Origin of the sequence: Rothia sp. P6271, from assembly GCF_048512995.1 — a bacterium.
Taxonomy (GTDB): Bacteria; Actinomycetota; Actinomycetes; order Actinomycetales; family Micrococcaceae; genus Rothia.
On record NZ_JBLXXV010000009.1, the window covers coordinates 42,224 to 66,490 of the forward strand.

The window sequence follows — 24,267 nt, forward strand, 5'->3', positions numbered from 1 at the left end:
GCCTCAGAACAATCCTCTAGGGCCTACATGGGGCGAGCACGACGCCAAGAACCAGGGCCAGGGCGTAACCGAACTCCTAGACTCTGACCACGTAATAAACGCCGCTGCCATTGCCCCATCGACGGTTTCTGCTGTTGTTGATGAGACTGAGCCACAGCAATTAAAACAGTAGATAGGGCTGCGAGTTCTTCTTCTGTTGGGTTACCTGAAATGACCGAAAAAAGTGGTTCTTGCTCTACTTCTGCATGGGATTCTTGCTGCTCTGAAGAGCGACGAGAGCCAAGAGAAAACGCAAAACGTAGCGAAGAACTAGCCATCATAAACTCCAAAAATATACAGAACAGAAAAACCAACAGGGTACAACTTCGATTACAAGGGGATATTTCCGTGCTTTTTCGCCGGTTGTGTCTCACGTTTATCGCGAAGAGCATGTAACGCCCGAATCAGACGTATGCGTGTCTCGCAGGGAGCAATAACCTCATCAACATAGCCCAGCTCTGCCGCCTGATAAGGGTTGAGCAGCTCTTGTTCATATTGTGATACCAATTCTTCTCGTCGTGCCTCAACATCTCCTTGAGCCTGTGCGACTGACGCCAACTCACGACGATACAAAATATTGACAGCACCCTGTGCACCCATCACGCCAATCTGCGCGGTTGGCCACGCAAGGTTAATATCGGAGCCAAGCTTCCGTGAACCCATCACAATATAGGCACCGCCATAGGCTTTACGCGTAATGACTGTTACCAGAGGAACCGTTGCTTCAGCGTAGGCATAGAGCAGTTTTGCGCCACGGCGAATAATGCCGTTGAATTCTTGATCTTTGCCCGGTAAGAACCCCGGCACATCAACAAAAGTCACCACAGGAATATTAAAAGCATCGCAGGTTCGAACAAAACGTGCAGCTTTCTCCGAAGCGTTAATATCCAACGTTCCAGCAAACTGTACCGGCTGGTTAGCGACAATACCTACGGTGCGTCCCTCAATACGGGCATAACCAACCATCACATTAGGTGCGTAGAGCGCCTGCAGAGGCAAGAAATGGCCATCATCTACAACCGTCTCAATAACGGTACGCATATCATAGGGCTGGTTAGCTGAGTCAGGGATAAGAGTGTCTAAAGAATAATCTTCGTCTACGAGGTCTTCTTCCTGAGAGTGCTCCACTATTAGAGGTTCCGAAAGATTATTTGTGGGTAAAAATTCGAGGAGTTCTCGTACGAAGTCAAAAGCGTCTTCTTCATCTTCAGCAAGATACGCTGAGGTTCCTGTAACAGCGTTATGCTGATGCGCCCCACCAAGGGTCTCCATATCAACGTCTTCGCCGGTCACTGTTTTAATAACGTCAGGTCCGGTGATGAACATGTGTGAGGTCTTATCAACCATGATGATGTAATCTGTCAAGGCAGGGGAGTAGGCTGCACCGCCGGCGCAAGGACCTAAAATAACAGAAATCTGGGGAACTACTCCTGAAGCGCGAACATTCATACGGAAAATGTCGGCAAACATCGCTAATGAAGCGACACCTTCTTGGATACGTGCTCCGCCACCATCGTTAATACCAACTACTGGGCATCCGTTATCGAGGGCAAATTTTTGTACTTTAACAATTTTTTCGCCGTTAACCTGTGAAAGAGAACCTCCATATACGGTGAAGTCTTGCGAATATACTGCTACAAGACGACCGTCTACTGTTCCATAACCACAGACGAGGCCATCACCTAATGGGCGTTTTTTCTCCATACCGAAAGCTGTGCTGCGGTGTCGGGCAAAAGCATCAAATTCTACGAAAGAGCCTTCATCAAGGAGTATGTCAATACGTTCTCGTGCGGTGTTTTTGCCCCGACTATGTTGACGATCTACTGCTTCTTGCCCAGAAGGCATATAGCTTTTTTCTCGACGATCATAGAAGTCTGCGAGCTTACCTGCAGTTGTACTCAAATCGTGTGTAGAAGATTCTTCTGCTGTGCTGTGGTGATTCATAGACACGGGACATCCTTGACTGTGGGCATTCACTAACGTCACCGTACTAAGGCACAGCTAGTTTGGTGAATAATATGATGCCCTCAACTATAGGATGTTTCTTGAGACGAAAATACCCGATAAGTACTTATCTCGTCACAAAAATAACAAAATATGTTGAGGGCATCGTTCTATTTGTAATAGCTGGTCAGACTAGCAGCCTAAAGAACCTAAAACGGGGTTCCACTCGCGTACACAATAAGAGAGCACTGCTCCACCACGATACATCGGGTCTTGGCTGACATATTGATGAACCTCATCTGCAGAAGACGTGTTAAAGAGCAGCATAGCCCCTGGAGTTTCACCACCTACATAAGGGCCAGAAGCAACAATGATTCCTTGTTCAACAAGGGAACCTAAATACAGACGGTGCTCTGGCCGGTATTTTTCTTGTTCTTCTGCTGGAGCGTAGTTATAAGTGCAGATAAAGATACTCATTGGTTTTCTTTCTGTTTCCGGCTGGACGAGAGATTCATGTAGGCAACCCAGAGGAATACTGCAGAAAACGGGAAGTACCAAGGCTTTCCAAGAAAGCCAAGAATAATGCCTGTTACTGCGGTAATTATTGCCAATAGTGCAATAACTTATGTGCTTGTCATGATATTTTTCCTTTGCTAGAGTCAGGGGGTAACGCCCTCCCGCCCCTGATTACCTCGTTTATTCAGGAGCGGGAGGGTTTTACTTACCGGCTTCCCTTATTCGCACGAACTGCACAATATGCGCAAAACTGTGGTCCACAATAGAGCCGAGAATTCTCATTTGCCTCTGTACTCTCCACCATAAAAGACTTTATATCATTCGCCAGCAGAAGACATCAGAAAATACGCTATGGAATAATGGCTTCAAAACCTCATTCGTATGAGGCTCAACAACTTCAAGAGAGAACACTACCCATGAGTGTACCGATACAAACCCTCGATAACTACCTCAAATACGAGGTAAGCCGTACCCCATCTAACGTTCCATACCACCAATACCGACAAGTTCTCCTCCTCGATACCGTTCCCTCAACCAACCTCTACGCTCATGAACTCTTAACATCGGCGGATTCCTTACAAAACCGGCGATGGGGCGAACTTTCCGTCATCGCAACAACACAACAAACGCACGGAAAAGGCCGACTCAATAGAGAATGGGTTGCCCCTGAAGGTAGCTCTCTTTGCGCATCATTGATGATTCGTCCACACGCTAACCCCGCTCACCGTATCGCACCCGAACAATACCACTGGTTCACCGTACTCCTCGCTCTGGCTGCAATTGACACACTCAACTTTTGGGGCATTGAAGCTCACCTCAAATGGCCTAACGACGTGCTCATTGGCGACAAAAAGTGTTGCGGAATACTAGCTCAAATCGCGGTAGAATCTGCTGAAAATCTTTCAGCAATAGTTGGTATCGGAATGAACATTAACCTTGAACCAGAAGATTTCCCTGTTCCAACAGCAACTTCTGTTCTTGCTGCAACCCAGACACCGCGAAGTCTTGACGAAGGACTCGAGAAACTCTGCGAAAACTTTGCTCAACGATATGAAGATTTTGCTCGTGTCAACGGCGTCCCCTCTGCCTTACAACGACACGGAATTAGCCTCATGGATAGCGTCCGAACCAGAATGTCTACACTCGGTCAACGAGTTGCCATAGAGCTACCCGACGGGCAGAAAATACATGGTGTAGCAGAAGATATTAACGAAGATGGGGAAATCATCATCACAACAGACTCCGGAGCATCCCAAAGCTATGCAGTCGGCGACGTGATTCATCTGCGTCGAGCATAGAAAGACTATCTTTTTTAATATTGCTGAGACAAGAGACCGTTCATTGCCGTAAGATAAGTGAGCTATGAGACTACGAGGAAATCTTCTAGAGGGAGAATCGGTGCGAGTTGCAACCAGAATGCATCGGTATTGCCTGCTACCTCCAATGTTGTATTTTCTGCTCAGCGTATTCTGCGTCAACTTTGCCTCTGCTATAAGTACAGCTAGCTTCATCTGGTCATTCCTCGGATATCTGTTAACAGCCGTGTTTTTGTATCAGATGTTTAAACGTCTCAACCGGTATTTTTCAACCCAATACTTCATCACAACCCACCGGCTCGTTATCCAGCGCGGGTGGAGAAATAATCGTTCTGTTTCGATTGGCTTCACGAACATTATTAGCTGCGCTGTTCAAGGAGCGTGGCTTGGATCTACAAAAATTGGAAAGCTGATGGTTCACACCCCAAGAGGTTCTCTTGTGCTGCAGCGTGTTCCCCGTCCTCAAGCATTTTCGGAGCAACTGAATCAAGCGTGTCAAGAATTTAACGCTTATAACAATGACGGTTTAGCGCCATATATATAGTTCCACATCGTAAGATGGTGAACAGTTTTTCGTCATTCTTCGTATTACTCTCCACAAGTAGAGTATTGTAAATCACAGAGTAAGTTTTTATTGTCTCAACGAGAGCATGAGAAAGGATAGTCCCGTGGAAAAACCGGCACCTGGATCAGACGATAATCTTCATCCAGGGCCTCTGGAAGAAGAATTCGAATATTCAAATAACCGCGTACAAAGCAACGTCTATCGCACCAAAGAAGACCGTGAAGCGGTAAAAGCCCTCGAAAAATTTCTCCTCGGCACACAGCGAAACCTCACGAGTAAAGAAGTCATAGAACAGGCTGGGTCAACACCTCTATTAGCAAGCAAAATTTGGCACGCACTGGGAATACCAGATATTTCCGAAAACGAAATATACTTCACTGGAGCAGACGCCGAAGGCCTCAAAAAAGTTGTTGAACTAACCGACAAACACGGTTTAGACCTCGAAACAACAGTGTCAATCGCCCGCTCCATGGGGCAATTGACAGATCGAATCGTTGCGTGGCAAATCGAAGAAATCGTCGATGACATTTCAAAACAACAAGGTCTCAGCGATGGTAAAGCACGTCAAGAGCTTCTGAAAGTACTACCAGAACTCATCACAACGTTACAAGAGATACTCTCCTACACTTACCGCAGACAATACAACGCTGGAGTGCTACGACTAGCACTGCGTAACGAAGAAGGAATCTCCGAGAACCGTGTTGATTTGCCTCTACTGCGCGGTATTGGTTTTATCGATTTAGTCTCTTATACGACCCTCTCATGTCAGATGAATGAGAAAACACTCGGTAAACTCGTCAAAACTTTTGAGCAACGTTGCGCAGAAATCATAGCGGTTGGTGGTGGACGAATCATCAAAACTGTTGGGGATGAAGTTCTCTTCCTGACCGAAACACCAGATGCTGCCGCACGTATTTCATTAGCCTTATCTAAAGCAATTGAAGAACACCCAGACCTCCCGCACACTCGCGTTGCGTTCGTGTGGGGACGTATCCTTCCCAAGCTAGGAGACGTCTACGGGCCTACTGTAAATCTCGCTGCACGCTTAGTAGGTGTCGCAGATGCTGGTATGGTACTTACCAATGACGATACTGCCCAAACATTAAAAGATGATGGACGTTTCCGCTTCACACCACAGCCAAAGCGCAGCGTTCGAGGCTTCGGAGACATAACGCCTATAGCTGTTGAATCAGCTACCGGCAACGAATTGGAGATCGACGTAGAATGACCGCACAAAAACTAACAACTTTCTCTGGAAGCGCCACCGACGTTGGTGCTTACCGAGACAATAACGAAGACTCATTCTCCGTAGTTGGCACATTGCACATCGTTGCAGACGGGATGGGCGGGCACGAAGCCGGTGAACATGCAAGCCGACTTTGCGCACGGACCATCGCCTATAACCACTTATTCTCTCGCCCCTGCGGTATGACAGATGCTGAGCAAGAGAACTACGCGCGAGAACTTGCCGCAGAAGACAACGCCTCTACCGATAGCAATCAGGGGCTTCTCGGGCGACGCCGTAAAAAGACCACAGCCTTAAACCGGCAAATCATGAGGACTCTTGAACATATCCGTTCCATTATTGGTGAGTCAGACGAACGTATCAAAGAGATGTTCTCTCAGCGTGCTGGTACAACCGTAACCGGTGCTTGGCTGACGAACATTGGTGACCAATACATGTGGTTCATCTTCAACGTAGGTGATTCTCGTACCTATCGTCTCGTACGTGAAGAAGACGTCGAAACAGACGCACATAACATGTCTTTCTCTGCAGGAAGCGTTGAAGGGCTCACCCTAGAACAAATCACCGTAGACCACTCTGAAGTGCAATACCTTGTAGATACCGGACAAATTACTGCGATGGAAGCGCTTACACACCCTCGTCGAAACGTTATTACACGTGCGCTGGGAACTGGAAACTACTGGGAACCAGATTTTTGGGTGATTCCCGCTCATGAAGGAGACCGTTTGATGCTCTGTTCAGACGGCTTATCTGGCGAGTTGTCTCACGATTATATGGCGAGAGTATTAGCAACTGTCGAACATCCTCAAGATGCCGCAGAAGTGCTTCAAACGGCGGCGCTACGGGCTGGCGGTCGAGACAATATTACCGTTGTTGTTGCTGATGTCGTGACGGAAAAAACAGCTCAAGAAAGAGCTGAGCATCTCAAGGCGCTTACCTCAACAGAACAGCACCATATTGTGAGCTCTGCAGAAGAATATCAATCTCAATCTACGACAGTGGCGGAACAAGAGTCCTATCACGATGAGAGAGAATTGCGCTAAAGTAATTCTTGAGGATATTTCGGGTTAACCCCCAGAGGAAAGTCCCTAACTACTGATTAAATGTAGTTAGGGGCTTTTCTATGAACGAAATACTCTTAAGCCACCCCTCAACAGACGAAACCATATACGTTGGTCAATGCGAATACTGGCGTAACACAGCGCCTGTGAACCTTGGAGAAGAAGATGGACTCTACCTCAACTGAACAATCTAGTGAACCAATAACAGCTGAGCTACAAGAGCACTATATTGCTTTGATGGAGAGAATCCGTCAGGCTCAAAAAAAGTATTTTGTAGACGACGAACCAATTCTCTCTGACAAAGAATATGATGAGCTTTTTGTTGAGCTTGAAAAACTTGAAGCCTTGTATCCTCAGCTGATTTCTCAAGATTCACCAACCCAGCAGGTTGGGGCAGAACCATCTTCTATCTTCGCTCCAGTTGTGCACGTCAGTCGCATGTATTCGCTTGAAGATGTCTTTTCTATCCCTGAACTAGAACAGTGGCTTAGCAAAACTGAACAGAACGCGCACCTTAGTGGGCTATCCTCCGTTCGTTGGCTAACAGAATTAAAAATTGATGGTCTAGCAGTTAACCTGTTGTATCGTCATGGGGAACTTGTACGGGCAGCTACCCGTGGTGATGGAACAACGGGGGAGGACGTTACTCATAACGTTCTTACTATTGGGACTATCCCGCGTCAACTTGCCGGTGAAGGCCACCCCGAAGAAGTTGAAATTCGCGGAGAGATTTTTATTTCTTCTCAAGATTTTCTGGCTCTTAACGAACAGATGGTTGCTCAAGGTAAAGCGCCTTTTGCAAACCCCCGCAATGCGGCTGCTGGATCGTTACGTCAAAAAGATGCGAAAGTGACTGCTCGCCGTCCTCTATCAATGTATGTGCATGGTATTGGTACGCATCAAGGGCTTTCAGTAGATTCTCAGTACGAGACGTATGCTCTTCTTGAGCAATGGGGGCTTCCTGTGAGTCCCTATACTGAGCTGTTCTCCGATACTCAGCAAATTCTTGAATTCATTGAACGCTATGGTCAGCAACGTCATTCTCTTGCGCATGAGATTGATGGAATCGTTGTCAAAATTAATGATTTTTCGACACAAGAACGCTTAGGGTACACTTCTCGTGTTCCTCGTTGGGCCGTTGCTTATAAATATCCGCCTGAAGAAGTGCATACAAAACTTCTTGATATCCGTGTTGATGTAGGGCGTACTGGGCGGGTAACTCCTTATGGTGTTATGGAGCCAGTAAAAGTGGCTGGTTCGACGGTTGAACGTGCAACGTTACATAACCAAGACGTTGTTAAGGCTAAAGGTGTTCTAATTGGTGATACCGTTGTGCTGCGTAAAGCTGGAGACGTTATTCCAGAAATTGTGGGGCCTGTGATTGCTTTACGCGATGGTAGCGAGAAGGCTTTTGAGATGCCTCGGAAATGCCCTTCTTGCGGTGAGCCGTTAGCGCCTGCTAAAGAGGGTGACGTTGATATTCGTTGTGTTAATGCTCGCTCTTGCCCTGCTCAGCTGACAGAACGCGTTTATCATGCTGGAAGTCGTGGTGCGTTTGATATTGAGGCATTGGGTTTTGAAGCGGCTAAAGCGTTGACTACTCCTGCTGAGCCTGATGTTGCTCCTCTTGTTTCTGAAGCGTTTTTATTTGATCTTCGCGCAGAAGATCTTGCCGATGTGAAAATACGACGTGAGAAGAAAAAGCGTGGGGTTCTTAGCGGAGAGTATGAGCTTGTCCCATATTTTTATACGCGTGGTACAGCGAAGAAACCTTCTGTCGTTAACGCAAATACAAAGAAGCTTTTTAAAGAGTTAGAGAAAGCAAAAGAACAGCCGTTATGGAGAGTTCTTGTTGCGCTGTCGATTCGACATGTAGGCCCTACTGCCGCACGTGCTCTTGCAACTGAGTTTGGTTCTATGGAAGCTATTGAAAATGCCTCTGAAGAGCGTTTAGCGGTTATTGATGGGGTAGGTGCAGTAATGGCTCGCTCTATTAAAGAATGGTTTGCGGTGGATTGGCATCGTGAAATTATTGAGCGGTGGGCTGCTGCTGGAGTGCGTATGGCTGATGAACACGACGAGACTTTGCCTCAAACATTAGCTGATTTATCTATTGTTGTGACGGGTACTCTAAAAGATTTCTCACGTGATTCTGCTAAAGAAGCTATTATCGCTCGTGGTGGTAAAGCTGCAAGTTCTGTATCGAAAAAGACTCATTATGTTGTTGCGGGTGATGCTGCCGGTTCTAAGTTGGATAAGGCGGAGTCTTTGGGTGTTCCGGTAGTAGATGAAGACGGCTTTAAAATGCTTCTTGCGGAGGGCCCTGCTGCTTTAGAATAGAAGCTTCTACCGTTGGGGTAACAAAATATCTTAGTTTTTCGTAGAGTGTCGTAAAGAAAATTAAAAAATTTTTTTCGTGGTTTTTGCGCGGGAAATGTTGCGATTTGATAACGAAAATAACGAAATGGTAAAGACGACCTTCACGGTTATCCTTCCCTGAAATACGCGGATTTTGAGGAGTTATTTTTCTTATTTAAACAAAAAATAAGAGAATTTCCTGATTGTGATAAAAAGTAGACTGATAAATGGTGCGAGAACACGATGACCCATCAATGAGGTTGTACGAACCCAAATCGTTACGTTATCGTTATCCATGAACGCAATCCCGTACCTACGGGAAAAATACATTTCAGGGCTGGAAGAAGCCTTGAACTATATGCCGGGTTTTGCCGCACACCTGAGTCCGTCTACAGGGCAAAACCTCAATAGATACCCAATAAGCATCTACGGGTAGACGGCAACGCATTGAAGCCAAGGGATTGGTGGAGCGTTAGGTGGCCTACACTTGGAGCATTGTGAAAAAGACTTCCATTCGCCAAAACGTAACCCGTTCCGCAGCTGCACTAGCAGTTAGCGGCGTAGCAGCAGCATCTTTTGCAGTAGCACCTGCACAAGCAGCTCCTCTCCAAGCATGGGAAGCGCTATCTCAGTGTGAGTCCGGTGGCAACTGGTCTATCAACACCGGCAACGGCTTCTACGGTGGCCTACAGTTCACCCAGTCTTCCTGGAATGCTGCCGGCGGTAGCGGGTCTCCCCAGTACGCTTCTAAAGCAGAGCAGATTCGCGTTGCTGAAAACCTCCTTCAGATGCAAGGATGGGGCGCATGGCCTGCATGTGCAGCTAAGCTCAACCTTTACGCATACGGAACTGCCGGCGCACCTGCTGCCGTAGCTCCAGCTCCTGCACCAGCACCAGCACCAGCTGTTGTTGAAGCACCTGCTCCAGCACCAGCACCCGTAGCAGCACCTGCACCAGCACCCGTTGCTCCTCAGTCTGAAGCAGTTGTTGAATACACCGCTCCAGCTCCTGCACCAGCACCTGTTGTTGAAGCACCTGCACCAGCACCAGCACCCGTAGTAGCACCTGCACCCGTTGTAGAGTCCACTCCTGCTCCTGCACCTGTAGCAACCGCTGGCACCTACACCGTTAAGCCTGGTGATACCCTCTCCGGTATCGCATACCAGCTAGGTCTTCCTTCCTACCAGGTAATTGCTGACGCAAACAAAGACATCATTGCTAACGTAGACCTCATCTACCCAGGTCAGGTTTTCGTTATCCCAGCTCTCTAATATCGAGATAATCTCCATTAGGTAGCATAAAGACTTCGCTTTCTTCCTCAACTCATTGAGGAAGAAAGCGAAGTCTTTTCTTTAACCTCACTGAGTTCTTTGAGAGAACCTGCCACATATCCTCAAGAGAACTGCCTAAAGTGAGTCCAGAGAGATAAACTAGAAAAGAAAACTTTTGTCCACTACGGAGAATCTATGTCTGACATCACCCGTGAGACAGTTGCGCACCTAGCGGAACTGGCACACATCGAAATGACGGATACCGAACTAGAAGCAATGGCACAGGAACTCGGCGTCATCGTCGAATCCGTCAAATCTGTTTCTGAAGCAGTATCCGACGATATTCCAGCAACATCACACCCCATCCCACTACAAAACGTCTTCCGAGAAGACGTGGTAGAAGAAACCCTCAGCGCAGAAGAAGCGCTCTCCGGGGCACCTGATGCAGAAGACGGAAAATTCAAAGTCCCAGCAATTCTCGATGAGGACTAAGGAAAAACTATGAACGAACTCATTAAACTCTCTGCTGCAGAACTCGTCGAAAAACTTAAGTCTCGCGAAATCTCTTCAGTAGAAATCACCCAAGCACACCTAGACCGTATCAAAGCAACCGACGGGCAAGCCCTCGATAGCAACGACCGTTCCGCAGGAAAAGACGGACTCAACGCCTTCCTCCACACCAACGAAGAAGAAGCACTAGCAACCGCTCAAAGCGTTGACAAAGCCCGCGCAGCCGGCGAAGAACTCCCCGAACTAGCAGGCGTTCCCATCGCTATCAAAGACCTCATCGTCACCAAAGGACAACCCACCACCGCAGCATCTCGCATGCTCGAAGGTTGGATGAGCCCCTACGACGGTACCGTCACCCAAAAAGTTCGCCAAGCACGTATGCCCATCCTCGGCAAAACCAACCTTGACGAATTTGCAATGGGATCATCCACCGAACACTCCGCTTTCGGTGTCACCCGCAACCCATGGGCACTAGACCGTATCCCAGGCGGCTCCGGTGGTGGCTCCGCAACAGCAGTGGGTGCTTTCCAAACACCTCTGGCATTAGGAACCGATACTGGAGGCTCCATCCGACAGCCAGCAGCCGTCACCGGAACTGTCGGCGTCAAACCAACCTACGGTTCTATCTCACGCTACGGTGTTATCGCTATGGCATCCTCCCTAGACCAAGTAGGTCCTTGCTCCCGCACCGTTCTTGACGCAGCATTACTGCACGAAGCCGTCGCAGGATACGACCGCCACGACTCAACTTCTTTGAACGAGCCGGTTGGCCCCTACTCTGAACAAGCACGGGAAGGCACCCGAGAAGGAAGCCTAGCCGGAATCCGTATTGGCGTCATCAAAGAGCTCACTGGTGAAGGCTTCCAAAACGGCGTTACTGCACGCTTTAACGAATCACTAGAATTACTTAAAGAAGCTGGCGCCCATATTATTGAGGTCTCTTTGCCATCGGTCAAAGAGGCTCTTGGCGCGTACTACCTCATCATGTCTTCTGAGGTTTCCTCAAACCTCGCCAAATATGACGGCGTACGTTACGGGCTTCGTGTACTACCAGAAGACGGCCCACTGACCATCGAACGTGTCATGGCAGCAACCCGTGCCGCAGGATTCGGCGCAGAAGCAAAACGCCGTATCATTCTCGGAACATACGCCCTCTCTGCAGGCTACTACGACGCCTACTACGGTTCAGCTCAAAAAGTTCGCACCCTCATACAACGCGACTACGCTGCAGCCTTTGAACAATGCGATGTCCTCGTCTCACCAACAGCACCTACCACCGCATACAAACTCGGTGAAAAAACTGACGGTGACCCCATGGCAATGTACCTAGGCGATATCGCAACTGTACCTACCAACCTTGCCGGCGTCCCATCACTATCTCTACCAGCTGGACTAGCTGACGAAGACGGCATGCCCGTAGGTATCCAATTCACCGCCCCAGCACACGAAGACGCACGTCTTTACCGTGTTGGTGCAGGGCTCGAAACCCTCTTGAACAACACCTGGGGTGCCCCACTATGGACACAGATGCCCGACACCGAATCACTGATTCGCGATTTTAACTTTGGGGGAGCGAAATAATGTCTGAAGAAACCCTAAGCTTCGAAGAAGCAATCGAAAAATACGACCCAGTATTAGGCTTTGAAGTTCACGTAGAACTCAACACCAAAACAAAAATGTTTGATGCTGCGCCCAACGAATTTGGCGATACACCAAACACCAACGTCACCCCCGTATCCCTCGGGCTACCTGGTGTGCTTCCCGTCGTCAACGGAAAAGCTGTAGAATCTGCCATCAAATTGGGTCTTGCACTAGGCTGCGAGATTGCACCAATTTCGCATTTTGCGCGTAAAAACTATTTTTACCCAGATACCCCTAAAAACTTCCAAACCTCACAATACGATGAGCCTATCGCCGCGAATGGCTCTCTCGATGTTGAACTTGAAGACGGAACAATCTTCACCATCGACATCGAACGTGCCCACATGGAAGAAGACGCCGGAAAACTCACCCACAAAGGCGGCGCAGATGGCCGTATTCAAGGTGCAGACTTCTCCCTCGTAGACTACAACCGAGCAGGCGTTCCTCTCATCGAAATCGTGACCCGACCTATCGTTGGGGCAGGAGAACGAGCACCAGAACTCGCACGAGCCTACGTGGCAGCTATCCGCGAAATCGTCAAAAACTTAGGAATTTCCGATGCGCGTATGGAACGTGGAAATGTCCGCTGTGACGCAAACGTTTCCCTCATGCCTAAAGGAAGTAGCACCTTTGGAACTCGCTCTGAAACAAAGAACGTCAACTCCTTACGCTCTGTAGAACGTGCTGTTCGATATGAGATTCAACGACATGCAGCTGTTCTAGAATCTGGACAAAAAGTCGTTCAAGAAACCCGTCACTGGCACGAAGACACCCGTGAAACCTCACCGGGGCGTCCCAAATCAGACGCTGACGACTACCGGTACTTCCCAGAGCCAGACCTCGTTCCCGTGGTTACCGATAGCGAATGGATTGAACGTCTACGCGCAGAACTGCCAGAACCCCCTGCAGAACGCCGTCGCCGTCTCAAAGCAGAATGGGGATACTCTGATGAAGAGTTCCGTGACGTTGTCAACGCTGGGGCAATGGACGCAATTGAAGAGACCGTCGCTGCAGGCGCTAGCCCAACGGTAGCGCGTAAATGGTGGATGGGAGAAATCTCTCGCCTCGCAAAAGTTCGTGAAACCGAACTGCTCGAGCTTGGTGTGAGCGCACAAACCGTTGTGGAACTTAACCACCTCATTGAGAGCAAAAAAATCAACGATAAAATTGCTCGACAAGTTCTCGAATTCGTCCTTGACGGTGAAGGAACACCCAGCGAAATCGTTGAAAAACGCTCTCTAGCAGTTGTTTCTGACGACGGCGCACTCAGCGGCGCTATCGACGATGCCCTTGCTGCAATGCCTGACGTTGCAGAAAAGATTCGTGGTGGCAAAGTTCAAGCTGTCGGCGCAATCGTTGGTCAAGTGATGAAAGCGACCCGCGGACAAGCAGACGCCGGACGTGTACGAGAACTCATCCTCGAAAAACTTGGCGTAGAACTCTAAGCCTCTTACACCTGGCTGAACACAAAAGCGGTGGTGTTGCCTCCAACGAGGCAACACCACCGCTTTTGTTATATACCGAAAAATCAGAAATATTATTGGTCTAATAAGTAAGTCAGCGCAAAAGCATACTCCCACGCAATATCACGCCACGCAGTGTAACGGCCTGAACCGCCACCGTGCCCACCATCCATCTCAATTTTCAAGAGAGGAGTCACTGAGTCTGTAGAAATCATTTTACGTAGTTGAGCTACCCACTTCGCTGGCTCAACATATAACACACGAGTATCGTTAAAACTCGTCACTGCAACAATCGGTGGATACTTGACGTGACGGATATTCTCGTATGGAGAATAAGACTTCATATACTCGTATACTTCGGCATCCTCAATAGGGTTACCCCATTCCTCCCACTCCAAAGCAGACAACGGAAGATCTGGATCAAGAATAGTTGTCAACGCATCCACAAACGGAACACCTGCGATAGCAGCACAATACTTCTCGGGAGCAAGATTCAGAACCGCACCAATGAGCAAACCACCAGCAGAAGCACCAGAAATAGCAATCTTCTTCTGATCAACCCACGGGCGTTGCCCTAAGAACTCCGTAACATCAACAAAATCAGTAAAAGTATTCTTCTTCTGAAGTTTCTTACCATCTTGATACCACTGGCGTCCCATTTCGCCACCACCACGAATATGCGCCACCACATAAATCACGCCACGATCTAGAAGCGACAACCTCGCTATAGAGAAATAAGGATCTATCGACACCTCATAGGAACCATAACCATACTGGAACACAGGATGCTGCTGAGACAAATCAAGATCAGCACGATGAATAACAGAAATAGGAATCATCGCACCATCACGGGCAGGTGCCCACATGCGATACGCCTGATAATCCTCAGCATGATAATCGCCTAATACGGGGGTCTCACGGCGAAGAATAAGCTCCTGAGTACGCGGAAAATAGTCATAGATTCGAGGGGGAGTCACCCACGACGTGTACGAAATACGAATGACCGGCGAATCAATAGAAACATGAGAAACACCAGTCGTATAAATTTCCTCCACAAAACCGGTCGGCTCACTAAAAACAACCCCCGCATTCGACTGCGAACGCAACAAGGCACGCAAACGGTCTAAATCGGCAAGAAAAACTCGTACCGTCGTATTCTCACGAGCCGTCACCACAAGATGAGTTGACGAAAAATCAAACCCCTCAATACGCACCTCAGAACGATGAGGCATAACTTTAAGCCATAACTGACGGTACTGCTCAAAAGGCTGAGACGTTGGATAAGGGGCAAGCACAATTTCTGAGTTAAGAGCGTCAGCATCATGCATGATGAGAACATAAGGCACACCATCAATACGAATAGGCTCAATACCGTATTGCACACGATGCTTCTTACCAATAACCAACAAAGGCTCAGCCGACATATCTTGAAGCGGAACTAAACGAACCTCCGAAAACTCAGAAGAAAATGACGTAATAACGATATGAGTCCGGTCAGCAGAAAGAGCGCTGCTAAGCCACATCGCATTGTCATGCTCGGTGAAAAGAACACAATCTTCTTCCCCCGCACCAATACGGTGAGCCCGTATCTCATATGGGCGCCATGACTCATCGACAAGAGAATAAATAAGGGTTGATGCATCAGGAGTCAAATATGCGCCACTAAAAATACCGGGCAAAGTCTCCTCTGAAAGAGTCAACGTCTCTAAATCTAAGAAATATTGGGTATAGCGTTCATCGCCAGAATCATCAACACCAAAGCTCAACAAAGAACCGTCTAACGAAGGCGAAAAAGACCCAAGAGAAAAGAACGGCAACTCTCGTGCAAACTCATTACAATCAAGAATGACCTGCTCTTGATTAAGAGGAACACCCGCCTGAACCTGCGGAGGAGAAAACATCTCCACCTCACCACCGTCTACCAAAGCAGGTACACGACAAAATACAGGGTACTGTTCACCCTCAATCGTCCGCGAAAAATACCACCAATCTCCATGGCGAGAAGGAACAGAAAGATCCGTCTCTAAGGTACGCTCCTTAATCTCCTGAAAAATACTTTCACGAAGTGCTTGCTGTGATTGAGTGGACTGCTCTGTATAAGCATTTTCTGTATTGAGGTACTCCACCACCTCAGAATCGTCCTTAGTACGAAGCCACTCATAATGGTCAATAAACGTATCGCCATGATGAACACGTGAAGACTCCACACGCTTCGTAACAGGTGCTTGAGACATGAAATGTACCTCCGAAAAGAAAAATAGATAATGCGCCCTTAAAACAACGCGACATGAGAACTATTCTAAAGACAAAATATGACGAAACAAGACAAACTACCGCATTAGAACGTAAAGAAGAAGAAACGGCTCGACCCACAACAAACCACTCAGATACGATAACAACACGGTCAAGAGCGCTAATACCAAGACTCAGCTTATTAGCCGGCAACCCTCCACTCGCGGCGGGGTGCCACTGAGACAGACCCGGCACCAGAAAAACACTCTTAGACGGTGCAAGCGCGGGAGCAGTACGCACTACCTCCTCAATATAAGAGCCTGCACACCAAACAGGCAACACACCAGAGGAAACAACAGTGCAGATACAGCCCCAATCTACTACAACAATAGTTATTGGAGCATCTATGAGTACCCCAACAACACTCACTCACCAACACCACACAACCATCGAGACACTACCCCTAGAATCAGGGCACACACTACCCAACGCAACTATCGCCTACGAAACATGGGGAAACCTCAACAAACACAAAGACAACGCCGTGCTCATCTTACATGCCCTAACAGGAGACACCCACGTCGCCCACAACGAACACAACACTACTTCCGGCTGGTGGGAAGACCTCGTTGGAGCAGGAAAAACCATCGACACAAACACCTACTTTGTAGTAGCACCGAATATTCTCGGTGGCTGTAACGGAAGCACCGGAGCACACAGCACACACCCACACAAACAACCCCCACAACCATGGGGGTCATCCTTCCCAAAACTTACCGTACGAGACACCGTACACGCCGAAAAACATCTAGCAGAAGCACTCGGCATCACACAATGGGCACATGTTATAGGAGGATCCCTCGGAGGAGCACGAGCCTTAGAATGGGCCATCACCTACCCCGAAAACGTACGTCACTGCGCCGTTATCGCCTCCGGCGCATACACCACCGCAGAACAACTAGCCTGGGCACAAGCACAAAACCTTGCTATCCGCAGTGACCAACACTTCTACGGAGGCGACTACTACGATAAACAACCTCCCAGCCAAGGACTAGGGATAGCTCGACGCATCGCACATATCACCTACCGAACCTCAGAAGAACTCCACACCCGATTTGGGCGCACACAACAAACACAAAACAGTACACAATACAGCGTGGAATCATATATGGACTACCATGCACACAAACTTGTGCAACGTTTTGACGCAAATAGCTACCTCAGCATTAACGAAATACTCATGAGCCACGACATCACCCGAAATCGTGGAACATTACACCAAACACTGCAACGAAGCCAATGCACATGGACTATCGCCTATGTGCACAATGACAGACTCTTCTACCCAGAACAATCACATGAATTAGCTAGGGCCTTACCCCAACCGGTACAAGCACAAGCTATCTACTCTCCAGCTGGACACGACGGATTCCTCCTAGAAACAAAACAACTACAAAAAATCCTAGAACCAGTTCTAAAACAAGGCAGAAAAACCCACTAACAACACGAAAAGAAACAAACCCGGCATCGCCCTATTAGCCTAACAATAAGCTACTGACCGCTATTCTTCAGAAGAAAATTCCTCGTGAGACAGGGGAGAAGACGACGCTAAAAGTACCCCATCACAATCAACCATGACACGGCGCTGGGAGCCATGAGTACGCACGTTAAATCCCTGCTCCATACTCTTGTCACTATAAATAAGAGTGAGCAGTCCATCTCCAGCGGCTAAGACACACCGTTCCCACAGATTATCTCGAACACGAGCCGAAACATTACCAACAAAAACACCCACCGATACTTCAGAAAGAAACCGTGTTAAATACCCATGTACATGCTGAGGTAAAGAAACCGTGGTGAGAACAACAAACATTATTGTCCCCTTCGACCATATTGAGTGTGACCAGTTACTTCCTCGCCTCTATCACTAATCAGACGATCATCATCACGATGCGGTAATTGCGGGCTATACACCTCTATTAAGGTTTTTACCATGCCTTGTAAAACATTCTGCCGCACCAACTCTTTACGAACAGCACGTCTAGCATCCTCTGCGATGTTTTCGCTCTGTGACAATGAAAAAGCTAAAGGAATACTCAAGGAAGGTTTATAAATATCAGCAATATCGTAGAGTAAAGAACGAATATCCCCACGATGAATTACACCTAAAGCAGGGTTCAAACCCAAGGCTGCACAAGCCGAAGCAGCACAACCATACAAAATCGAATGAGCCAGATTCAACGCAACATTAACATTATCCGTTGCTGAAACATCACGTTTAAACCCCTGAACACCATGTTTCTTAGCCTGCTCTCGATATAGATTGCGTATCGTCCGGCCCTCTAAACCACGCATCGTCGCAATAGAACCACCCGGCATTTTCTCAATACCTAGCTGCTTTTTATACAGAATAAGAGCCGCTTGCTTTTGAAATTTCTCTTGGGCAACAGTACGTGCCTGAGCAATAGCCCAACGAGCAGAAGAAGTCAGCGGCGTAGCATGAGAATATGCTGGTACACCGCCACCACCAGAGAACAGTACCGTGACACCTGCCCTCGTGCACGAGGTGATTGCTGGCTGAGAAATACTCGTCCCAGGACCTAACATCAAAACAGCAAGACTACTCACCGGCAATTGTATTTTTTGCCCCGCAAGTTTTTCAGAACCCCGCTCCGAACCCCACGCAACAACACCTGTTTTCTCTTGTTTAATAACGCAATACTCTAAGTAAAGAAAAGACACTCGATCTTCTAAACGAACCTGATGAGAAGCCGGTATCGTCGAAAAAGCTAAAGCCTCATCCGAATAAGCCATAAGAACATTCCCCTATTCCTCAGTAAAGAGGCGCTCTGAAAAGCCCGACGCAGAGTCATAAAAACGCTCAGCCTGAGGCAAATACGAATAGCGTTTCAGAAGAGACGGCGCATCAGCCAAAGAAACTAACTGCTCTGATAATTTTGAAGAAGAAACAACTAACGGCAAAGAACCTTTTAATGCTTGCCGAATCTTCTGCTGTTCTTGAGGAGTAATCTTTGCTAAGTCTTCGGGTGCACCATCCCACGCACCAGGAATACTGCCATCAGAACAGCAAAGAATAACCGGTGTGCTTTCACGCTCAATAAGGCGGGTGCGTCGTTCAGCAGACTCCTCGTCTCCACTTCTTTGAGTGAGCTGTTTGAACTCCGTAATGGTCGCCTCATCAGCTAACGCTTCTTCCAAAGGTGCCGCAGCCCCTAGCCCCGCACGAATACGACCGATAATATCGGCAAAAGCCTCTAAAAATGCGTCATCATCCTGATGAGCAAATGTATCAAGAGATAGAGACGAACTATCAATAAACCTTTGATTATCTGCAGGAACAACAAAATGCTGATGCTCCATCAAAAACGACCATGTACGCTCCAACTCAGCCTGAAAATACGGAGCACTCGAATACTTATCAAGCTCAGCAACACGAACCACCCGAATCGGTATATGCGGAACACCTGGAATACGCTCTACACGCAAAACATCAGAACGCCTCCACACCCTACCAGCACGCTGAATCAATGACGCTGACGGGCACAAATCCGTACTCAAAAAATCTAAATCAATATCCAAAGAAGCTTCAATAGCTTGAGTACCCACAACAATGACAGACTCAGCCGTCTTACCAGCACCAATCAGCGCTTCAAGCTGTTGTGCGTTAATACGACGATGCTCCGCCGTCATCCGAGAATGAAGAAGAACAACACCCCCATACTCTTGCTCAAGAGCAGCAGCAACCGTTTGCGCTCGCTGAACCGTATTACAAATAACACCGATACGAGCTTTGGGGAATCGTTCACGCATGGAGCGAACCCACATAATATGGGAATCTTCTAGAGAATTAGAATCGACTGTATCTAACGAAAAATCAATACTATATGTCTCACTCGGTAGGGCAGAAGTCTCCGGTGCAGAAGAAGAACGCTCTAATAATTCTGTTGCAGGGAAAGAGGGAACAAGGCTGTGATCGGCTAGAGACTCACCTGTATACGCTTCCAAAAATTGTTGACGCTGCCACTGCGGTAAAGTTGCCGTTAGCAAGGTGACACGCGTATTAGTCTTTCCCAACCACTCAAGAAGGGTGACCAATAATTGTGTTTGATAATGATCGAGAGTATGCACCTCATCAACCACAATATGAGAGTTTGCCAAAGCCAATAACCGCAGATGAGTCCACTTAAGAGGCAAAGAACCCATCAACGCCTGATCTACCGTGCCAACAAAAACAGGGGCAAGCAAACGAGCCGCACCAGAACGCACAAACTCTGTAGGATATAAACCGCCAGAACCTTGCCCCACACAAGAACTATCACCTATCTCAGAACCGCCAAAGCTCGTGACAGGGGTTTGGTAAAAATCCTCAATAGACGCTAGACCATGCGCCAAAGCCGCAACATTCGGTGTACCCTCATAAAACTTTTGCACCCTACGCATCAAAGCGTTAGAAGTTGCCTGAGTAGGAAGCAAAAACAACAAACGTTCTTGTTCTGTACAATGACGCAATAAGGCAGCCTCTGTTTTACCTCCGCCGGTCTGCACCATCACATTCCATAATCCACCACCAGAACGCAACGCTTCAACTTGCATAGGCCGAGGCTCATAATCACCAAGAATAGCCTGACGAGCAGCAGCCTCGTCCTCCCACCCATGGTAAATACCAACAGTTTCCTCAACCTTATGAAGGGCCTGCTCATATAAAGCGGCTACCCATTCGTTCGGTTTCTCTAAAACTAGCGTTCCGTTAGCCATGAGCTGTTGATTCTGAGCGACCCAATCAGAATGCGAAGCAATCCTATCTGCAAGAATAGTTAGACCCGAAAGCAACACAATCACCGTATTAGATACCTCATCAGGGAACTCTTTACGGCAAATTCCTACTGCCTGCTCCAATAGCGACAATAAATCGTCCTGAGCCTGTGTCCAACCGTTTTCTTCAAGGAGGCAGGTAAAAGCACTGTGCAGTCGACGCTTCCGTTTAAAAATCTGCTTATTGTCAAGGTCGAATGGAATATCAAAGTACCCATGATGCCCTAGAGCTGGTAAACATTGCCAGATAGCTTGAGATGTGCCATGAGCACAGGAAGAACTATCTGCATAGAATCCGAGGGCTGAAGCGCTAATTTGTTCATGACGACGTAAAGAACGCTCTTTTCTCTGGTCATCGCTCAGATCGGATAACCCTTCAAACGCTAAGGGATTGTGAATCAAAATATTTTCACGAATACTATCCCAGACTTCTTCCTTTTGTGAAAACTGCCCTTGAAATAAGGGTGAGGCTTTACCAACGTCATGGCTACCAGCAATAAAGCACACGATACTCCGTGCTTGTTGACCTAGCTCTTGCTTAAAAAGTTCTTGAAGTCCTGGTCGTAACCAACGGTCGTAGAGCACACCTGCGACTGCTGCGGTGTCGAATAAATGGGCAAGAAGAGGGTATGTGCCGTGAGTCTTGTCTTGTTTTGACCAGAGATAGCTATGTGTTGGTACAGGCATGAGTATTCCTCACCGTTTATTGGGCGATTTTAATGCTAAGCATTCCACAGCCATAGGACTTGGCTCGTCCTACGCCGTTGAGAAGTATCTGTTCAAGAGCTGATGGGGAATCAACGTAGGCGAATCCGTCTACGGTATCTATCTGAACCGTCAAATCGCCTTGCTTTTTTCCTGTGCGATCTGTTCCTAAGACCTGGCGCTGATGATTCATGACGGAGATATCTTTGAGTGCTCCAGAAAGACGTTGTTCAAGCCAATTGGTAAAGCTTAGCGGGTTCTCTTGGCTTTCCCCGTCAAAAGGTACAGGCGATATTTCTCGGGAGCGAGATTTGCGGATGATGCCGTTGATTGCAAGTCTAAAAGCAACAGGTGTTCCTTCTTGCGGTGACTGGAGAGAAATTTCTTTTGTTTCAAGCTCTTCAATAATGTCTTCTGCCTGTACAGGAATAGAAGACTGGACTAGGAAATATGGAGCGTGGCCCGGTACAGAATCTAAGCGGAAGAGGATGTTGTGTTTTGAGCGAGGGTTGGAAGATTCTAGATTTTCGTCAAATAATCCCATAACAGCACGGTGTCTGAACTTAGGGGAATCAAGTAGGAATCCCTGAGATGAGGGGGAATGATTGCTCGCACGAGAAAGAGCGATGTGAACGGGGAACTTTGTAAGATGAACACTTGTGCTCATGGGATGTAGCTTCCTTTCTTGGTTTGTAGCTATAAAGAAGTGCTAAACTAAATGCTATTGGCTTTCCCTGAAGTTCTCGGGGGTATTTCTTTGTTTTTTGCTACTATAGCCATTTTCTCCGTATACGCGGAGGTATTTTTCTACTCTTTGGTCTTTATCGTATCACTGGTTGTCATAAAATCAACTTGTTATTTGTAAATATATTATGTGTTAATTTTATGGCAATACTGTTGACAGGTTGAGATACGTTCTGTCACAATGTGAGTTATATGGCAGATTTTATAACCATCCTAAAGAAAGAGAGGTCTGTGATGGTAGACATACTTAAAGATGTTCCGTTTGTGAAGCTCACCTCTGAGCCTATGACAGTGAGAGAAGTTTTACTCCAAGCGCACAAGGAAGGAGTGTTGCTTGATAAAAAGATTCCTGGATACCAGTACGCAGCTTTTCTGAGACTGCTAACGACAGTACTCGCTGTGACATTAAGACACTGCGGAGCTGATAACCCTAAAAAAGCTCCTCAGATTAGCGGAAAGATCCTAAAATCAGGCGTTCCAGAAGAAGCGTTAGATAAAGCGTTAGACGAATTAGCCGCAGGTAGTGACCTTTTTGGTGGGAACATGCCCTTTATGCAGCGACCACCCGTCACACCAACTTCTGCAAAAGATAGTGCTCGTGCTCTAGGACCAGGTCAGCAAGCCGTCAAAAAGCTTTCACCAGCCATGCCATCTGATGCAGGAGAAGATTTTTGGAACCTCATTGTTGCTCAACCTCAGTCTATTTCTCTAGAACAAGCTGTCACAGATATTTTGGTGTACCACCACTATTCAATGGCTGGAAATAATACCTACGATGGTGACAAATGCGCTATGGGTGCACCAGGGATTCGGTATCTGGGAAAAGGAAATGCCGCTACAGAAATCTTTTGGCAAGGAGAGAGTCTCCTTGCTACATTGCTGATGGCTATCCCTAAAAGCTGGGTCTTTAGTAAAGAGCTGCCTGCATGGGCAGACAGAGAAGGAAAAACAAAAGCGAAGACCCCCTCTGCGGAACCATCACTATGGGACGCAACATGGAGCTCTAACACCGTTGCTACGTATTGGGAAGATAAAAATCTTGCAGGCGTACGCGTTGGCGGTATACCAGAAAAATGGTATGTACCAGAAATGGGACCTGCTAGCGATAAACAAGCTAGAAAAAACTGGTGGGATACCCGCAATACACTAGATCCCTTCTACCTCTACATGCCAAATCAAAGTGGAGAACTTAAAGCCCAGCGTCTAGACTTCGGGCGAGACGCAACTGACCTAGCCGTAGAATGGGCGGCAGAATCAAAAGTTGAAGCGGCTTCTAAACAGCTAGAACAACGTTTCTATGACGGTGATGGGGATGAAACGCTGTGCTTTATCCGTCATCAAATTGAAGGAACTGCCTCATCCCCTAGCATTAGAGCTTCCTCTGTTTATCAACCAGACTCTACGCAATGGGTATTTGACGCCAACGAAGAATTACAAGAAGCTATCCAAACCCATGCAAAGACTATTCAAGAGTTACATAACATCGTGCGTGCTCCCTTCAGACGTATGACTGAAGGAGACAAAAAACGCCGAGATACAGGAAAAGGTGTTGTAGCTTTTGACGACTTGGAACATCGCAGAAAAGACGCCTCCGCGTACTTCTGGCGTGAAATTGGGCCAGTGTATGAAGAATTCGTTATTTGTGTAAAAGAAGGCGAAAAAAAGATTCCACGGGAAGTTCTTGAAAAAGCGCAAGCTGCTGCACTGCGAGCGTACGACAAAACTATCGCGCCTCATATAAGTCAGCATCCAGAACGCGCGGTTTATGTACGAGGAATCTTAAATCGTCGTTTACATTTTGCATTGTTCTCGCAAAGTTAATT

General features: G+C 47.5%; 20 protein-coding genes and 1 riboswitch. Of the genes, 12 read left to right on the forward strand and 8 right to left on the reverse strand.

What is annotated here, in order from left to right:
* Positions 1-23: 23 nt before the first annotated feature.
* The 3 genes from ACN08X_RS07145 to ACN08X_RS07155 form a co-directional block, all read right to left on the reverse strand.
* The gene (locus tag ACN08X_RS07145) at positions 24-317 is read right to left on the reverse strand and encodes an acyl-CoA carboxylase subunit epsilon (RefSeq protein ID WP_419106139.1); all 294 of its coding nucleotides are present in this window, start codon (positions 315-317) and stop codon (positions 24-26) included.
* Positions 318-369: 52 nt separating this feature from the next.
* Positions 370-1,983, reverse strand: a complete 1,614-nt coding sequence (locus ACN08X_RS07150; RefSeq protein WP_419108334.1) for an acyl-CoA carboxylase subunit beta — start codon at positions 1,981-1,983, stop codon at positions 370-372.
* Between the two features lie 192 nt (positions 1,984-2,175).
* Positions 2,176-2,460: a YciI family protein gene (locus ACN08X_RS07155; protein ID WP_419108335.1), complete on the reverse strand. Its 285-nt coding sequence runs from the start codon at positions 2,458-2,460 to the stop codon at positions 2,176-2,178.
* 398 nt (positions 2,461-2,858) lie between these two features.
* Between ACN08X_RS07155 and ACN08X_RS07160 the strand changes: the two genes are divergently transcribed.
* From ACN08X_RS07160 to gatB, 10 genes are all read left to right on the forward strand, one after another.
* Entirely contained in the window at positions 2,859-3,797 is a 939-nt protein-coding gene (locus tag ACN08X_RS07160) for a biotin--[acetyl-CoA-carboxylase] ligase (RefSeq protein WP_419108336.1), read from the forward strand.
* A 100-nt stretch (positions 3,798-3,897) separates the two neighbouring features.
* Positions 3,898-4,359: a PH domain-containing protein gene (locus ACN08X_RS07165; protein ID WP_419108337.1), complete on the forward strand. Its 462-nt coding sequence runs from the start codon at positions 3,898-3,900 to the stop codon at positions 4,357-4,359.
* A 124-nt stretch (positions 4,360-4,483) separates the two neighbouring features.
* Positions 4,484-5,608, forward strand: coding sequence for an adenylate/guanylate cyclase domain-containing protein (locus ACN08X_RS07170; protein ID WP_419102115.1), 1,125 nt, complete (start codon positions 4,484-4,486; stop codon positions 5,606-5,608).
* Entirely contained in the window at positions 5,605-6,669 is a 1,065-nt protein-coding gene (locus tag ACN08X_RS07175) for a PP2C family protein-serine/threonine phosphatase (protein WP_419102116.1), read from the forward strand. Before ACN08X_RS07170 ends, ACN08X_RS07175 begins: the two co-directional genes overlap by 4 nt.
* A gap of 80 nt (positions 6,670-6,749) precedes the next feature.
* A complete protein-coding gene (locus ACN08X_RS07180) occupies positions 6,750-6,872 on the forward strand; it encodes a hypothetical protein (RefSeq protein ID WP_419102117.1) in 123 nt (40 codons plus the stop codon).
* A complete protein-coding gene (ligA, locus tag ACN08X_RS07185; RefSeq protein ID WP_419108338.1) occupies positions 6,853-9,027 on the forward strand; it encodes an NAD-dependent DNA ligase LigA in 2,175 nt (724 codons plus the stop codon). Before ACN08X_RS07180 ends, ligA begins: the two co-directional genes overlap by 20 nt.
* A 515-nt stretch (positions 9,028-9,542) precedes the next feature.
* Positions 9,543-10,316 carry a transglycosylase family protein gene (locus ACN08X_RS07190; protein ID WP_419108339.1) on the forward strand — a complete coding sequence of 258 codons (774 nt, stop codon included), beginning with the start codon at positions 9,543-9,545 and terminating at the stop codon, positions 10,314-10,316.
* Positions 10,317-10,511: 195 nt separating this feature from the next.
* A complete protein-coding gene (gatC, locus tag ACN08X_RS07195) occupies positions 10,512-10,808 on the forward strand; it encodes an Asp-tRNA(Asn)/Glu-tRNA(Gln) amidotransferase subunit GatC (RefSeq protein ID WP_419102121.1) in 297 nt (98 codons plus the stop codon).
* Positions 10,809-10,817: 9 nt separating this feature from the next.
* The gene (gatA, locus tag ACN08X_RS07200) at positions 10,818-12,407 is read left to right on the forward strand and encodes an Asp-tRNA(Asn)/Glu-tRNA(Gln) amidotransferase subunit GatA (RefSeq protein ID WP_419108340.1); all 1,590 of its coding nucleotides are present in this window, start codon (positions 10,818-10,820) and stop codon (positions 12,405-12,407) included.
* Entirely contained in the window at positions 12,407-13,912 is a 1,506-nt protein-coding gene (gene gatB, locus ACN08X_RS07205) for an Asp-tRNA(Asn)/Glu-tRNA(Gln) amidotransferase subunit GatB (RefSeq protein ID WP_419108341.1), read from the forward strand. Before gatA ends, gatB begins: the two co-directional genes overlap by 1 nt.
* A 92-nt stretch (positions 13,913-14,004) precedes the next feature.
* Here gatB and ACN08X_RS07210 read toward each other — a convergent pair whose 3' ends face one another.
* Positions 14,005-16,164, reverse strand: coding sequence for a S9 family peptidase (locus ACN08X_RS07210; RefSeq protein ID WP_419108342.1), 2,160 nt, complete (start codon positions 16,162-16,164; stop codon positions 14,005-14,007).
* Between the two features lie 168 nt (positions 16,165-16,332).
* A riboswitch (SAM riboswitch) is annotated at positions 16,333-16,452 on the forward strand.
* Positions 16,453-16,520: 68 nt separating this feature from the next.
* Between ACN08X_RS07210 and metX the strand changes: the two genes are divergently transcribed.
* On the forward strand, positions 16,521-17,663 hold the full coding sequence (gene metX / locus ACN08X_RS07215; protein WP_419108343.1) for a homoserine O-acetyltransferase MetX: 1,143 nt from the start codon (positions 16,521-16,523) through the stop codon (positions 17,661-17,663).
* A gap of 60 nt (positions 17,664-17,723) precedes the next feature.
* Here metX and cas2e read toward each other — a convergent pair whose 3' ends face one another.
* From cas2e to cas6e, 4 genes are read right to left on the reverse strand one after another with little or no spacing between them, the layout of a single operon-like run.
* Positions 17,724-18,035 carry a type I-E CRISPR-associated endoribonuclease Cas2e gene (cas2e, locus tag ACN08X_RS07220; RefSeq protein WP_419108344.1) on the reverse strand — a complete coding sequence of 104 codons (312 nt, stop codon included), beginning with the start codon at positions 18,033-18,035 and terminating at the stop codon, positions 17,724-17,726.
* Complete coding sequence (gene cas1e, locus ACN08X_RS07225) at positions 18,035-18,976, reverse strand: type I-E CRISPR-associated endonuclease Cas1e (RefSeq protein ID WP_419102127.1); 942 nt, start codon at positions 18,974-18,976, stop codon at positions 18,035-18,037. Before cas1e ends, cas2e begins: the two co-directional genes overlap by 1 nt.
* A gap of 12 nt (positions 18,977-18,988) precedes the next feature.
* Complete coding sequence (cas3, locus tag ACN08X_RS07230; RefSeq protein WP_419108345.1) at positions 18,989-21,682, reverse strand: CRISPR-associated helicase Cas3'; 2,694 nt, start codon at positions 21,680-21,682, stop codon at positions 18,989-18,991.
* Between the two features lie 16 nt (positions 21,683-21,698).
* The gene (gene cas6e / locus ACN08X_RS07235) at positions 21,699-22,367 is read right to left on the reverse strand and encodes a type I-E CRISPR-associated protein Cas6/Cse3/CasE (RefSeq protein WP_419108346.1); all 669 of its coding nucleotides are present in this window, start codon (positions 22,365-22,367) and stop codon (positions 21,699-21,701) included.
* Between the two features lie 311 nt (positions 22,368-22,678).
* Between cas6e and ACN08X_RS07240 the strand changes: the two genes are divergently transcribed.
* Positions 22,679-24,265 (forward strand): type I-E CRISPR-associated protein Cse1/CasA, encoded by a 1,587-nt coding sequence (locus tag ACN08X_RS07240; RefSeq protein ID WP_419108355.1) that lies wholly within the window; start codon positions 22,679-22,681, stop codon positions 24,263-24,265.
* Positions 24,266-24,267 lie beyond the last annotated feature (2 nt).

What these genes read in the sequence shown, in the direction of transcription:
- ACN08X_RS07180 (WP_419102117.1), top strand. Translation starts at nt 6,750, where the DNA reads ATGAACGAAATACTCTTAAGCCACCCCTCAACAGACGAAACCATATAC.
- cas3 (WP_419108345.1), bottom strand. Translation starts at nt 21,682, where the DNA reads ATGCCTGTACCAACACATAGCTATCTCTGGTCAAAACAAGACAAGACT.
- ACN08X_RS07150 (WP_419108334.1), bottom strand. Translation starts at nt 1,983, where the DNA reads ATGAATCACCACAGCACAGCAGAAGAATCTTCTACACACGATTTGAGT.
- ACN08X_RS07160 (WP_419108336.1), top strand. Translation starts at nt 2,859, where the DNA reads ATGGCTTCAAAACCTCATTCGTATGAGGCTCAACAACTTCAAGAGAGA.
- ACN08X_RS07240 (WP_419108355.1), top strand. Translation starts at nt 22,679, where the DNA reads ATGGTAGACATACTTAAAGATGTTCCGTTTGTGAAGCTCACCTCTGAG.
- cas1e (WP_419102127.1), bottom strand. Translation starts at nt 18,976, where the DNA reads ATGGCTTATTCGGATGAGGCTTTAGCTTTTTCGACGATACCGGCTTCT.
- gatB (WP_419108341.1), top strand. Translation starts at nt 12,407, where the DNA reads ATGTCTGAAGAAACCCTAAGCTTCGAAGAAGCAATCGAAAAATACGAC.
- cas2e (WP_419108344.1), bottom strand. Translation starts at nt 18,035, where the DNA reads ATGTTTGTTGTTCTCACCACGGTTTCTTTACCTCAGCATGTACATGGG.
- gatC (WP_419102121.1), top strand. Translation starts at nt 10,512, where the DNA reads ATGTCTGACATCACCCGTGAGACAGTTGCGCACCTAGCGGAACTGGCA.
- ACN08X_RS07175 (WP_419102116.1), top strand. Translation starts at nt 5,605, where the DNA reads ATGACCGCACAAAAACTAACAACTTTCTCTGGAAGCGCCACCGACGTT.
- ACN08X_RS07145 (WP_419106139.1), bottom strand. Translation starts at nt 317, where the DNA reads ATGGCTAGTTCTTCGCTACGTTTTGCGTTTTCTCTTGGCTCTCGTCGC.
- ACN08X_RS07210 (WP_419108342.1), bottom strand. Translation starts at nt 16,164, where the DNA reads ATGTCTCAAGCACCTGTTACGAAGCGTGTGGAGTCTTCACGTGTTCAT.
- cas6e (WP_419108346.1), bottom strand. Translation starts at nt 22,367, where the DNA reads ATGAGCACAAGTGTTCATCTTACAAAGTTCCCCGTTCACATCGCTCTT.
- gatA (WP_419108340.1), top strand. Translation starts at nt 10,818, where the DNA reads ATGAACGAACTCATTAAACTCTCTGCTGCAGAACTCGTCGAAAAACTT.
- ligA (WP_419108338.1), top strand. Translation starts at nt 6,853, where the DNA reads ATGGACTCTACCTCAACTGAACAATCTAGTGAACCAATAACAGCTGAG.
- ACN08X_RS07155 (WP_419108335.1), bottom strand. Translation starts at nt 2,460, where the DNA reads ATGAGTATCTTTATCTGCACTTATAACTACGCTCCAGCAGAAGAACAA.